16 protein-coding genes are annotated in these 12,816 nt (G+C 69.0%); 12 read left to right on the top strand and 4 right to left on the bottom strand.

Annotation, left to right across the window (positions count from 1 at the left end):
* Positions 1-9 precede the first annotated feature (9 nt).
* Positions 10-396, bottom strand: coding sequence for a response regulator (locus tag ACTJK8_RS07495; protein ID WP_012317698.1), 387 nt, complete (start codon positions 394-396; stop codon positions 10-12).
* Positions 397-481: 85 nt separating this feature from the next.
* The gene (locus ACTJK8_RS07490; RefSeq protein WP_010686946.1) at positions 482-1,138 is read right to left on the bottom strand and encodes an alpha/beta hydrolase; all 657 of its coding nucleotides are present in this window, start codon (positions 1,136-1,138) and stop codon (positions 482-484) included.
* Between the two features lie 273 nt (positions 1,139-1,411).
* On the opposite strand from ACTJK8_RS07490, the gene ACTJK8_RS07485 reads away from it, so the two are divergent.
* From ACTJK8_RS07485 to ACTJK8_RS07445, 9 genes are all read left to right on the top strand, one after another.
* Positions 1,412-2,581: a cysteine desulfurase family protein gene (locus ACTJK8_RS07485; RefSeq protein ID WP_012317699.1), complete on the top strand. Its 1,170-nt coding sequence runs from the start codon at positions 1,412-1,414 to the stop codon at positions 2,579-2,581.
* 69 nt (positions 2,582-2,650) lie between these two features.
* Complete coding sequence (gene sufB, locus ACTJK8_RS07480; RefSeq protein WP_012317700.1) at positions 2,651-4,120, top strand: Fe-S cluster assembly protein SufB; 1,470 nt, start codon at positions 2,651-2,653, stop codon at positions 4,118-4,120.
* 22 nt (positions 4,121-4,142) lie between these two features.
* Positions 4,143-4,382, top strand: a complete 240-nt coding sequence (locus ACTJK8_RS07475) for a hypothetical protein (RefSeq protein WP_043073162.1) — start codon at positions 4,143-4,145, stop codon at positions 4,380-4,382.
* Positions 4,383-4,397: 15 nt separating this feature from the next.
* Positions 4,398-5,150, top strand: coding sequence for a Fe-S cluster assembly ATPase SufC (gene sufC / locus ACTJK8_RS07470; RefSeq protein WP_012317702.1), 753 nt, complete (start codon positions 4,398-4,400; stop codon positions 5,148-5,150).
* Positions 5,151-5,153: 3 nt separating this feature from the next.
* On the top strand, positions 5,154-6,476 hold the full coding sequence (locus ACTJK8_RS07465; protein WP_012317703.1) for a SufB/SufD family protein: 1,323 nt from the start codon (positions 5,154-5,156) through the stop codon (positions 6,474-6,476).
* Between the two features lie 204 nt (positions 6,477-6,680).
* A complete protein-coding gene (locus tag ACTJK8_RS07460; protein WP_029359754.1) occupies positions 6,681-7,925 on the top strand; it encodes a cysteine desulfurase in 1,245 nt (414 codons plus the stop codon).
* A 48-nt stretch (positions 7,926-7,973) separates the two neighbouring features.
* On the top strand, positions 7,974-8,357 hold the full coding sequence (locus ACTJK8_RS07455; RefSeq protein ID WP_010685953.1) for an SUF system Fe-S cluster assembly protein: 384 nt from the start codon (positions 7,974-7,976) through the stop codon (positions 8,355-8,357).
* A 234-nt stretch (positions 8,358-8,591) separates the two neighbouring features.
* Positions 8,592-8,924, top strand: a complete 333-nt coding sequence (locus ACTJK8_RS07450; RefSeq protein WP_012317705.1) for a hypothetical protein — start codon at positions 8,592-8,594, stop codon at positions 8,922-8,924.
* A 300-nt stretch (positions 8,925-9,224) separates the two neighbouring features.
* Positions 9,225-9,551 carry a hypothetical protein gene (locus tag ACTJK8_RS07445; RefSeq protein WP_116655674.1) on the top strand — a complete coding sequence of 109 codons (327 nt, stop codon included), beginning with the start codon at positions 9,225-9,227 and terminating at the stop codon, positions 9,549-9,551.
* Between the two features lie 43 nt (positions 9,552-9,594).
* Here ACTJK8_RS07445 and ACTJK8_RS07440 read toward each other — a convergent pair whose 3' ends face one another.
* Entirely contained in the window at positions 9,595-9,876 is a 282-nt protein-coding gene (locus ACTJK8_RS07440) for a hypothetical protein (RefSeq protein ID WP_165850975.1), read from the bottom strand.
* Between the two features lie 9 nt (positions 9,877-9,885).
* Here ACTJK8_RS07440 and ACTJK8_RS07435 point away from each other — a divergent pair, with 9 nt between their 5' ends.
* From ACTJK8_RS07435 to ACTJK8_RS07425, 3 genes are all read left to right on the top strand, one after another.
* Complete coding sequence (locus ACTJK8_RS07435) at positions 9,886-10,077, top strand: hypothetical protein (protein ID WP_244632942.1); 192 nt, start codon at positions 9,886-9,888, stop codon at positions 10,075-10,077.
* 172 nt (positions 10,078-10,249) lie between these two features.
* Complete coding sequence (locus ACTJK8_RS07430) at positions 10,250-11,185, top strand: ABC transporter ATP-binding protein (RefSeq protein WP_029359756.1); 936 nt, start codon at positions 10,250-10,252, stop codon at positions 11,183-11,185.
* A 14-nt stretch (positions 11,186-11,199) separates the two neighbouring features.
* A complete protein-coding gene (locus ACTJK8_RS07425; protein WP_041372495.1) occupies positions 11,200-11,961 on the top strand; it encodes an ABC transporter permease in 762 nt (253 codons plus the stop codon).
* A 4-nt stretch (positions 11,962-11,965) separates the two neighbouring features.
* Here the strand turns inward: ACTJK8_RS07425 and ACTJK8_RS07420 are convergent, their stop codons facing one another.
* Complete coding sequence (locus ACTJK8_RS07420) at positions 11,966-12,730, bottom strand: alpha/beta fold hydrolase (RefSeq protein ID WP_012317710.1); 765 nt, start codon at positions 12,728-12,730, stop codon at positions 11,966-11,968.
* Between the last annotated feature and the right edge of the window lie 86 nt (positions 12,731-12,816).

Genomic DNA, 12,816 nt, shown 5'->3' with positions numbered 1-12,816 from the left:
ATCCCCGCGTCAAGCCGCGCGGCGGATGAAGGCCTGCAGGGTCCGGACCAGAGTGGTCGGCTCGTAGGGCTTCGGGATGAACCGGGCGCCCTCCGGCATGTCGTTGGGTCCGGGCGTGCCCATGCCCGATACGACCAGCACGGGAATCGACGGCCAGCGATGCGCGACGAGGCGCGCCAGTGCGAAGCCATCCATAGACCCCTGCGGCATGTCGACGTCGGTCATCAGGACGCCGACGTCGTCGCGGTTCTCCAGGACCTTCAGCGCCTTGTCGGCGTGTGTCGCCTCGACGACGGTGAAGCCCGCATCCGCGAGGGTGTCCGAGGCCTCCATCAGCAGGAGGCCGTCATCTTCCACCAGGAGAACGACGGGTTGGTCGGACGGGCTATCTGACATCAGACCTGCGAAGGTGAGTCTTAATTCCGAAGCCCGCGCCCTATTCCTCCGGGGCTCCCCCCGTCAAGGCGCGGGGCCGGATCCGTCAGGCCGCCTCCTCGCGCTTGCCGAGGCGCTTGTCGAGGTAGGTGTCGACCGTCTGGGTCAGTTCCTCGACCTTCCCGTCGAAGAAATGGTTCGCGCCCTCGACCATCTGGTGCTCGATGATGACGCCCTTCTGGGTCTTCACCTTCTCGATCACCGGCATGACCTCGCGGGCGGGCGCAACCCGGTCCTCGGAGCCGTGCACGAACAGGCCGGAGGAGGGGCAGGGGGCCAGGAAGGTGAAGTCGTAGCGGTTCGCCATGGCGGCGATGGAGATGAAGCCCTCGATCTCGGGGCGGCGCATCAGGAGCTGCATGCCGATCCACGAGCCGAAGGACACGCCCGCGATCCAGCAGGACTTCGCCTCCGGATTGACCGACTGCACCCAGTCGAGGGCGGCCGCGGCGTCCGACAGCTCGCCCGAACCGTGGTCGAACGAGCCCTGGCTGCGCCCGACCCCGCGGAAATTGAAGCGCAGGGCTGCGAAACCGCGGTTGGCGAAGGTGTAGAAAAGGTTGTACACAATTTGATTGTTCATCGTACCCCCGAACTGGGGGTGCGGGTGCAGGATGATGGCGATCGGCGCGCCGCGCTTCTTGGGGGCTTGGTAACGGCCTTCCAGGCGGCCGGCCGGGCCGGTGAAGATCACTTCGGGCATCGCTCGTCTCTCGCTCCGGAGATCGCCCGCCGGGCGATCGACGCGGCGGCGCAGCAGCCTTGACTCGTCGCGCGCGCACCATAAAAGCAGTCTTAGAACAGTTCTAGTCGATTAGAACCGTTCTAAACAAGCCGTCCGAAGCACCGCGTTGGCTACCGCGCCGACCGTGCTGGGTCGGCGGGATCTCATTTTCTCGGCGCGCCTTAGCACGGCGAGCCGGTGCGCGGGCAAGGAATTGTGACGCGCCGCAGCAGAGGGCTTAACGGAACGCGGATGAGCCGGGCACGCGCCTATCTCGACTACAACGCCACCGCCCCGGTCCGGCCGGCCGTCGCGGAGTCGGTCGCGCGCGCGCTCACGCTTCCCGGGAACCCGTCCTCGATCCACGCGGAGGGAAGGGCCGCGCGGGCAGCTCTGGAAGCGGCGCGGACCGAGGTCGCGTCTCTCGTGAACGCCCGGCCCGAGCAGGTCGTGTTCACCAGCGGCGGGACGGAGGCGGCGAACGCGGTCCTGTCGGGTGCCCTCCGTCGCCGCGGCGAGGCGGCACCGACGCGGCTGCTCCACTCGGCCACGGAGCATCCCTGCGTGGCGGCCGGTCACCGGTTCCCGGACGCGGCCGTGGAGGAAGTGCCGGTCACCGCCGAGGGCGTGGTCGATCTCGCCGCGCTGGAGGCGCGCCTCGCCGCTCTGGCGGACGAGACCCTGCTCCTCTCGGTCCATGCCGCCAACAACGAGACGGGCGCGGTGCAGCCGCTGGCCGAGATCGTCGAGCTGGCGCGGGCGCACGGCCGGACCCTGATCCACAGCGACGCGGTGCAGGCAGCCGGCAAGATCCCCCTCGACACCGCGGCGCTCGGCCTCGACGCGCTGACCCTGTCGGGCCACAAGTTCGCGGCGCCCAAGGGCGTCGGCGCGCTCGTTCTGGCCGAGGGCGTCACCCTGGAGACCGCCTTCCTGCGCGGCGGTGGCCAGGAGCGGCGGCAACGCTGCGGCACCGAGTGCCTGCCGGCCCTCGTCGGCATGGGCGAGGCCGCGCGGATCGCCCGCGAGACGCTCGACGGCGAGGCCGCGCGCCTGGCGGCCCTGCGCGACCGGATCGAGGCCGGCGTGCTGGCCATGGCGCCCGACGCGGTGGTGTTCGCCGCCGGAGCGCGGCGCCTGCCCAACACCCTGAGTTTCTCGGTCCCGGGCCTCGACGCGCCCTCGGCCCTGATCGCCCTCGACCTCGCCGGCGTGGCGGTGTCGTCGGGCTCGGCCTGCTCCTCGGGCAAGGTCGCGCGCTCGGCGACACTCGCCGCGATGGGCGTCGGTCCTGACCTCGCCGGGGGGGCGCTGCGCGTCAGCCTCGGCTGGAACACGGTGGACGAGGAGGTGGCATGCTTCCTCGACGCCTTCGAACGGGCCTTGCAGCCCCTATATAAGCGGAGAGGACAGGCGGCCTGACGGCCGCATCCCCCGCTTTCCGACAGACGCTTCCCGGTCCTTGACGCCGGAGATGCCTAGGAGACGCTGATGCCTGCCGTGCAGGAAACCATTGACCGGGTCCGCTCGATCGACCTCGACCAGTACAAGTACGGGTTCGAGACCACCATCGAGATGGAGAAGTCCGAGAAGGGCATCTCCGAGGACGTCGTCCGCTTCATCTCGGCCAAGAAGAACGAGCCCGCGTGGCTGCTGGAGTGGCGCCTCGACGCCTACCGGCGCTGGCTGACCATGAAGGAGCCGGAGTGGGCCCGCGTCTCCTACGACAAGGTCGACTACAACGACATCTACTATTACGCCGCCCCCAAGCGGCAGGGGCCGGAATCGCTCGACGAGATCGATCCCGAGATCCTGAAGACCTACGAGAAGCTCGGCATCCCGCTGCGCGAGGTCGAGGTGCTGGAGGGCATCGCGCCGGAGCGCCGCGTCGCGGTCGACGCCGTGTTCGACTCGGTCTCGGTGGCCACCACCTTCAAGAAGGAGCTCGAGAAGGCCGGCGTGATCTTCATGCCGATCTCCGAGGCCGTGCGCGAGCATCCCGAGCTGGTGAAGAAGTACCTCGGCTCGGTCGTCCCGGTGACCGACAACTTCTTCGCGACGCTGAACTCGGCCGTCTTCTCCGACGGGTCCTTCGTCTACATCCCGCCGGGCGTCCGCTGCCCGATGGAGCTGTCGACCTATTTCCGCATCAACGAGCGCGACACCGGCCAGTTCGAGCGCACGCTGATCATCGCCGACAAGGGCTCTTACGTCTCGTATCTGGAGGGCTGCACCGCTCCGAAGCGCGACGACAACCAGCTCCACGCCGCCGTGGTCGAGCTCGTCGCCCTGGACGATGCTGAGATCAAGTACTCGACGGTCCAGAACTGGTACCCGGGCGACAACGACGGGAAGGGCGGCATCTACAACTTCGTGACGAAGCGCGGCGATTGCCGCGGCGCCCGCTCGAAGATCTCGTGGACGCAGGTCGAGACCGGCTCGGCGATCACTTGGAAGTACCCGTCCTGCATCCTGCGCGGCGACGATTCCCGCGGCGAGTTCTACTCGATCGCGGTGTCGAACGGCATGCAGCAGGTCGATTCCGGCACCAAGATGATCCATCTCGGCAAGAACACGACGAGCCGGATCATCTCGAAGGGCATCTCGGCCGGCCGGTCGCAGAACACCTACCGGGGCCTCGTCTCGGCGCACCGAAAGGCCAAGGGCGCGCGCAACTTCACGAACTGCGACTCCCTGCTGATCGGCGACCAGTGCGGCGCGCACACCGTGCCCTACATCGAGTCGAAGAACGCCTCGGCCGTGTTCGAGCACGAGGCGACCACCTCGAAGATCTCCGAGGAGCAGAAGTTCTACTGCCAGCAGCGCGGCCTCTCCGAGGAGGAGGCGACCGCGCTCATCGTCAACGGCTTCGTCCGGGACGTGCTGCAGCAGCTGCCCATGGAGTTCGCCGTGGAGGCCCAGAAGCTGATCTCGATCAGCCTGGAAGGCTCGGTGGGCTGACCGCCTGGGCGGATACGACGAGGTGCTGCGGGCGGCCCATCGGCACAGCGCGCGGCACGCCGACGAGGTGAGGAGCAGCGTCCTGTGCGGATGCTTCTTCTGCCTCGAAGTTTTCGCGCCGGACGAGATCGCGGGCTGGATCGCCGATGACGGCACCGCCCTCTGTCCCCGGTGCGGCATCGACGCGGTGATCGGCGACCTCTCCGGCTACCCGGCCGGGAACGCCGCGTTCCTGCGGGCGATGCGGGACGAATGGTTTTGAAGGACTTGGACTGACATGCTGGAAATCAAGAACCTCGTCGTGCAGATCGAGGACAACCGCATCCTGAACGGCCTCAATCTGACCGTGAACGACGGCGAGGTCGCGGCGATCATGGGCCCGAACGGCTCGGGCAAGTCGACCCTCTCCTACGTCATCGCCGGCAAGGAGGATTACGAGGTCCTCGACGGCGAGATCCTGCTCGACGGGCAGAACGTGCTGGAGATGGCCGCCGACGAGCGCGCCGCGGCCGGCGTGTTCCTGGCCTTCCAGTACCCGCTGGAGATCCCCGGCGTCGGCACCATGACCTTCCTGAAGGCCTGCCTGAACGCGCAGCGCAAGGCGCGCGGCGAGGCCGAGCTGTCGACCCCGGACTTCATCCGCGCGGTGAACGGCGCGGCCGACAAGCTCGAGATCAACAAGGAGATGCTCAAGCGCGCCCTCAACGTCGGCTTCTCCGGCGGCGAGAAGAAGCGCATGGAGATCCTCCAGATGGCGCTGCTGCAGCCGAAGTTCTGCGTGCTCGACGAGACCGATTCCGGCCTCGACATCGACGCCCTGCGCATCGTCTCCGAGGGCGTGAACGCGCTCCGCGACCAGGGCCGCTCGTTCCTGGTGATCACCCACTACCAGCGGCTGCTCAACCACATCGTGCCCGACACCGTGCACGTCATGTCGAAGGGTCAGATCGTGAAGACCGGCGGCAAGGAGCTCGCCCTCGAGCTCGAGGCCTCCGGCTACGCCGAGTACCGCACCAGCGAGGCCGCCTGAGCCATGGCCGACGTGACCAACCTCCGCTCCCCCGCCGAGGCCGGCCTGTCGAAGCTGTTCGAGTCGGCCCGCCAGAGCTTCGCCAGCGAGAAGGCGATCGCCCGCGAGGAGGCCTTCCGCTTCTTCGAGGCGACCGGCCTGCCGAGCCGGCGGGTCGAGGCGTTCAAGTACACGGACCTGCGCGCCGCCATCACGGAGGCCGCGCCCCCGGCCGAGGCGCCGAGCCTCGACGTCGCCGAGGCGGCCGTCGCCCGGGCGAAGGGGTTCTCCGGGATCGAGGCCGCGCGCCTGACCTTCGTGAACGGCCATCTCGTCCGCGAGCTGTCGGACCTCGACGGGATCCCCGAGGGCGTCACGGTCGTGCCGATGTCGGACGCGCTGACGCGGGCGCATGTCGACCTGAAGCAGCTCGCCCCGGTGCCGCAGGCCCGGGAGAACCCGGTCTACCAGCTCAACACCGCCTTCCTGGCCGACGGCGCCCTGATCACGGTGGCGCCCGGCGCGAAGCCGGCGCGGCCGCTGCACCTGCGCTTCGTCGGCGCCGGCGATGCCCCGTTCTCGACGGCGACGCGCGTGCTCGTCCAGCTGGGCGAAGGCGCGGAGTTCAGCCTCCTGGAGAGCCACGAGGGACCGGACGGCCTCACCTGCCAGCCGAACGACGCCCTCGACGTGGTGGTCGGCCCCAGGGCCGCCTTCCGTCACACGCGCCTGAACACGGAAGGTGATGCCACCATCGCGCTCTCGACCCTGTCGCTGAAGGTCGAGGCCGAGGGTCAGGTCGAGACCGTCAACCTCGTGACCGGGGCGGTGCTGTCGCGTCACCAGATCTTCGTCCACGTCGCGGGCGAGGACACGAACCTGGTCGTCAACGGCGCCGCCATGCTGCGCAAGGGCCAGCTCGCCGACTCGACCCTGCTCGCGGACCATGCCGCGGTCGGCGGCGTCGGCCGCGAGCAGTTCAAGTGGATCATCGACGGCGACGCCACCGGCGTGTTCCAGGGCAAGATCATCGTCCGTCAGGCCGCGCAGCAGACCGACGGCAAGATGAAGTCCGACTGTCTCCTCCTCACCGACGAGGGGCAGATGATGAACAAGCCGGAGCTGGAGATCTTCGCCGACGACGTGGCCTGCGGCCACGGGGCCACCTGCGGCGCGCCGGACGAGGATCTGCTGTTCTACCTGATGGCCCGCGGCCTTCCGCGCGCGACTGCCGAGAGCCTGCTCGTGCAGGCCTTCGTGGGCGAGGCCGTGGAAGCGGTGACGCACGAGGGCGCGCGCGCGGCTCTGATCGGCGCGATCGAGGCTTGGCTCGAGGCGCGGGGCTGACCATCCCGGCCGGCCCCCTCACGGGACCGGCCGCTTCTCCGAACCTGGATCTCTGCCCGAGATGTCCGCGTCGGCGGGCCCCGAGCGAGGGATCCAGGGATCGCAATGCCAGCCGGAGGCCTCCGCCGAGGCCTCCGCTTCGCTCCGGCACCTCAGGATGAGGGCTGTTCCCGGGTTCGGCGAAGTCTTCGGAAGGTCGCGACCATGAACGCACCCGTCCTCACCCCCGCCTACGACGTCGAGGCGATCCGGAAGGATTTCCCGATCCTGGCGGAGCAGGTCTACGGCAAGCCGCTCGTCTACCTCGACAACGCCGCCTCGGCGCAGAAGCCCCGGCAGGTGATCGACGCGATGGTCTCCTGCATGGAGACCGGCTACGCCAACGTCCACCGCGGCCTCCACTACATGGCGAACGCCGCCACGGAGGGCTTCGAGGGCGCGCGCGAGACCACGCGCCAGTTCCTCAACGCCGCCTCCACGGACGAGATCATCTTCACCCGCAACGCCACCGAGGCCTACAACCTCGTGGCCTCGTCGATGGGCTGGGCCGGCCTGATCGGGGAGGGCGACGAGATCATCCTCTCGATCATGGAGCACCACTCCAACATCGTGCCCTGGCACTTCCTGCGCGAGCGCCGGGGCGCCGTGATCAAGTGGGCGCCGGTGGACGACCAGGGCAACTTCCTGGTCGAGGAGTACGAGAAGCTGTTCTCGCCCCGGACCAAGATGGTGGCGATCACCCACATGTCGAACGTGCTCGGCACCGTGACGCCGGCCGCCGAGATCGTCCGCATCGCCCACGCCCACGGCGTCCCGGTCCTGCTCGACGGTGCGCAGAGCGCGGTGCATCAGCCCGTCGACGTGCAGGCGCTCGATTGCGACTTCTTCGTCTTCACCGGCCACAAGGTCTACGGACCGACCGGGATCGGCGTGCTCTACGGCAAGAAGGCGTGGCTGGAGCGCCTGCCGCCCTATCAGGGCGGGGGCGAGATGATCCGGACGGTGAGCGAGGACGCGATCACCTACAACGATCCGCCTCACCGGTTCGAGGCCGGCACCCCGGCCATCATCGAGGCGGTCGGTCTCGGCGCCGCGCTCGAGTACATGATGACGCTCGGGCGCGACGCGATCGCCGCCCACGAGGCGAAGCTCACCGCCTACGCGCAGGAGCGGCTCGGCGCGATGAATTCCCTGCGCCTGATCGGGACCGCACCGGGCAAGGGCGGCGTGATCGCCTTCGAGATGAAGGGTGCGCACGCCCACGACATCGCCACGGTGATCGACCGGCAGGGCGTCGCCGTGCGCGCCGGGACCCACTGCGCGATGCCGCTGCTCAAGCGGTTCGGCGTCACCTCGACCTGCCGCGCCTCGTTCGGGCTTTACAACACCACCGCCGAGATCGATGCCCTTGCCGAGGCGCTCGGCAGGGCAGAAATGCTGTTCACCTGATACTGGGATGAGGCTGGTCCCGCCCGCGGGCCCGGGGAGAGTGAAGCGATGAGCACCGACGCCACCATCACGGGCGGCATGAACGCCCCCGCCGTCGCCGGCGACTCGACGATCCCGCAGGCGGAGCTGGACCGCCTGACCGACGACATCGTCGCGGCGCTGAAGACGGTCTACGATCCCGAGATCCCGGCCGACATCTACGAGCTCGGCCTGATCTACAAGGTCGATATCGGCGACGATCGGAACGTCGCGATCGACATGACCCTCACCGCGCCCGGCTGCCCGGTGGCGGGCGAGATGCCCGGCTGGGTCGAGAACGCGGTGTCCGCCGTGCCGGGCGTCCAGTCCTGCGCGGTGACCATGGTGTTCGATCCGCCGTGGGACCAGAGCCGCATGTCGGACGAGGCCCGCGTCGCCCTCGACATGTGGTAGGCCGTCACGGCACCTCACGGCTTCCTGAAGACGCGTCCCGGGCGCGGCGCGGCGCCCGATCTCCGTTATACCGGAAGCGCTTGCGCCGCGTGCTCGACGTGGGCGTGGCGCTTCGATCGCGGCGCGATCCGGGCCATCTACGTAGCCGTTAAGGTCCCGCTAACCATGACCCCGCAGATCGGGGGCCGGCCGCCGCGAGAGCGGCCACTCCCTCGATACGGTTGGTGGAAGCGGATGGCTGCGGGCTACGTGGTCGCGGCGTTCTTGGAGGCGGCCGGGCTGGTCGGCCTCGTGATCGCCGTGCTCAAGATGCGGACGGAGCGGCAGGCGCGGGCCGCGGAACTGCGGAGCTTTCTCCGCTCCGGACAAATCCCGACCGTCGACACCGCCGGGATGCGCCGTCTCGCGGGCTCCGCCTCGCGCGCGACCGCCGTCCCGTACACGTCCGGCCGGGGCGACGGTGCGACCGCCCGTCCGTCGGCCGCCCGCGCGGCGCTCGGGCGCGCCTTCACGTCCGGCGGCCCGGCGCCGCGGGCCGGGCTGACCGGCGCGATCAGCGCAGGATGATGTCGAGACCGCTGCCGAACAGGACCACGGCGCTGAGCGTCAGCATGAATTTCAGGTCTTCGAGACGGGCGCTCATGATCGATCCTCGATGTTCGGCCGACTGGCCGCCGTTCCGATGATCGATGATCACCAGATTAACGAATCTTTCGCGAGTCCTTTCAGGATCCGTTAGGGATTTACCGACGGTTTCCCTTTGCTAACGTTACCGATGTGTTAAGGCGCGGTCAGGAGCCGTCGGCCCAGTCTGGTCCGGCGACGCGGCCCGGGACGGGCCGGCCGGAGCGCACGAAGGTTCGAGCCATGTCTCCACGTCCGCGCACAACCATCGGGCGGGCCGTCGACTGGATGTTTCGCGACCGAACCACCGGCGCGATCACCGTCGCGCAGTGGCCGAACCTGCCGCTCTGGCTGTTCGCGGGCCTCAGCCTCGCGGTCTGGCTGGCCCAGGACAGGGGACAGCTGGCCTCCTGGCTGCCGACCTCCTCGCTGTCTTTCGGGGCCGACATCGCACTGACATGGTGGGCGATCGACGAGCTCGTGCGCGGCGTGAACCCCTGGCGCCGGATCCTCGGTGCCGCGACCCTTCTCGGTCTGGCCGCGCTGATCACCCTCCGGCGCGCGGCCTAGTGCCGGAACTCTGCGACCGGCAATTGTATTTCTTCGAGGCAATTCAGCACGGAATCTGCTCCGCCTTCGCCGATTGCGGAAGATCGGCACGACATCTCGCATCGAAATCGCCGACCGCGTGTGCCGCGCCGAACGGCCCTGCCGAGGCGAAACTATAACGGTAGGTTGCACCCACCGAGAAAGTGTGAATGGTCGTGCCGCGCGCCGGGTGATCGGCGTCTGCCGGGCATACCGTGCATCCGAGCTCGACTGAAGGATTGGCCTCGAAGAGATCATGACGGACGCGGGCGGATTCGATCTCGACGGCGCGGCGAAATCTGCTCACGAGCGGGACGTGCTGCTTCGCCAGATCGCCGACGCGCTGAACATCCCGGTCTCGATCTTCCGGAGACCGCCGGGCGCTTCCGCGCCCCGCGGCCCGAGCGCCGCGGAATGCACCGCCCTGCTGAACGCCTTCTCGCGCATCGAGGACCCGGAGCTCCGAAAGGAATGTCTCGCGCTGGCGGAGCGCTTCAGCCGCACGTGAGCGGCGGGCGTCCTCGCGGTGCGGTGGCACACACGGGCTCGGTCAGCGCCGGAAAGTCCGCGTGCTATAGGGGCGCCCGCCGCCGGTGGCGTCCCGCTCGGTCGGCCAACCGCGTGTCCGGTGCCGGAATCCTGGTCGCCGGTCGCGTGCATGCCCCCGCTCGCGCCAGGCCCTGATGCCGATCATCTCCATCTCGAAGCTGTCGAAGACCTACACGTCCGGCTTCACCGCCCTGCGCGACATCGACCTCGCCATCGAGCGCGGGGAGATCTTCGCGCTGCTCGGTCCGAACGGGGCGGGCAAGTCGACGCTCATCAACATTGTCTGCGGCATCGTCACCGCGAGTTCGGGGACCGTTCTGGTCGACGGCCACGATATCGTGGCCGATTACCGCGCCGCGCGCCGGGCCATCGGGCTCGTCCCGCAGGAACTCACCACCGACGCCTTCGAGACGGTGCTGAACACCGTGAACTTCTCCCGCGGCCTGTTCGGGCTGCGGCCGGATCCCGGTCACATCGAGCGGATCCTGCGGGCGCTCTCCCTCTGGGACAAGCGCGACAGCCGGCTGATGACCCTGTCGGGCGGCATGAAGCGGCGGGTGCTCATCGCCAAGGCGCTGTCGCACGAGCCCCGCGTGCTGTTCCTCGACGAGCCCACGGCGGGCGTCGACGTCGAGCTGCGCCAGGACATGTGGCGCCTCGTGCGCGACCTGCGCCAGCAGGGCGTCACCGTCATCCTCACCACGCACTACATCGAGGAGGCCGAGGAGATGGCCGACCGCATCGGCGTGATCCGCCGGGGCGCGATCATCCTGGTGGAGGAGAAGGCCGCGCTGATGCGCAAGCTCGGGCGCAAGCAGCTGACCCTGCATCTCCAGCAGCCGATCGCCGCGGTGCCGCCGGAGCTGGCCGATTACGGCCTGGCGCTCGGCGGTGAGGGGACCGAGCTGGTCTACACCTACGACACCCGCGCCGAGCGCACCGGCATCACCGGGCTCCTGACCGGCCTGGCGGCCGCGGGCATCCGCTTCAAGGACCTCCACACCGAACAGAGTTCGCTGGAGGACATCTTCGTGGGCCTCGTGCGCGAGGAGAGGGCACAGGCATGAGCGCGGCGTTCAGCATGAACTGGCCGGCGGTCCGGGCCATCTACCTGTTCGAGATGGGGCGCTTCTGGCGCACCGCCGGGCAGAGCATCCTGGCCCCCGTCATCTCGACAACCCTGTACTTCGTGGTCTTCGGCGCGGCGATCGGCTCCCGGGTCTCGGCGGTCGACGATGTGCCCTACGGGCTGTTCATCGTGCCCGGCCTGATCATGCTCTCGCTGCTGACGCAGAGCATCTCGAACGCCTCGTTCGGCATCTATTTCCCGCGCTTCGCCGGCACGATCTACGAGATCCTGTCGGCGCCGATCTCGCCGCTGGAGGTGGTGCTGGGCTTCGTCGGCGCAGCGGCCTCGAAGTCGATCCTGATCGGGCTGATCATCCTGGCGACCTCGGCCCTGTTCGTGCCGCTGCGGATCGACCATCCGCTCTGGATGATCGGCTTCCTGCTGCTCACCGCGGTGACGTTCAGCCTGTTCGGCTTCGTCATCGGCCTGTGGGCGGACGGGTTCGAGAAGCTGCAGCTGGTGCCGCTCCTCGTCGTGACCCCGCTCACCTTCCTGGGCGGCAGCTTCTACGCGATCGGCATGCTGCCGCCGTTCTGGCACGCGGTGAGCCTGCTGAACCCGGTCGTGTACCTGATCAGCGGGTTCCGCTGGGCCTTCTTCGGCAAGGCGGACGTGAACATCGCGATCAGCCTCGGCATGACCGCGCTGTTCCTCGTGATCTGCCTCGGCCTCGTGACCTACATCTTCCGCACGGGCTACCGGCTGAAGAGCTGAGGCCTCACGGCTGCGCGGCCAGGAAGGCCAGCACCCCGTCCCGGTGCGGCTTGGCGCCGACCGCCGTGGAGTGGTCCTTGCCCTCGATCTCGAGGGCCCGGGCGTCCGGGATCAGGGCGGCGAGCCCCGGGCCCGAGCCCGCGACCGTGTCGAGGGTCCCGACCGAGACCAGGACCGGCACCTCGATCTGCGCGAGCTCCCCCCGGCTGAGCGTCTGGCGCGAGCCGCGCATGCAGGCGGCGAGCGCCCGCAGGTCGCTCCGGGTCTGCTCGGCGAACATGCGGAAGGCCGCGGCCGTCGGGTTCGGCGCGGGCGTGCCGGCCGGCGCCTCCAGCGCCTCGGCGATGCCGGACGGCAGGCCCTTGCCCTCGATCAGGTGCATCCCGAGGCCGCCGATCAGGGCCGAGCGCACCCGGTCCGCGTGGTCCAGCGCGATATGGGCGGTGATCCGCCCGCCCATCGAGTAGCCCATGACGTGGGCGCGCGCGATGCCGAGATGGTCGAGGAGCCGGATCGCGTCGCCGGCCATCGCCTCGGAGCTGTAGGCGGCCGGGTCGTAGAGCTTCTCGCTCTCGCCGTGGCCGCGGTTGTCCAGCGCGATCGCGCGGTAGCCCGCCTGGGTCAGGGCCTTCACCCACTGGGTGTTGACCCAGTTGACCGCGTGGTTCGACGCGAAGCCGTGGATCAGCAGGATCGGCTTGCCGGCCCCCTCCGCCGGCGGCACGTCGATATAGGCGATCCGCACGCCGTCGGAATTGAAGGACTCCATGCCGCGCAACCTGTGTTCATCAAGCTCGGCCACGGCTTAGACCACCCGGGCGCGCGGGAGCAACGCGGATCGATCCGCTTGCGGGT

It is taken from the genome of Methylobacterium sp. 22177, from assembly GCF_052045615.1.
GTDB classification, from domain to species: Bacteria; Pseudomonadota; Alphaproteobacteria; order Rhizobiales; family Beijerinckiaceae; genus Methylobacterium; species Methylobacterium radiotolerans.
This window is presented reverse-complemented; position numbering and strand designations above follow the sequence as displayed.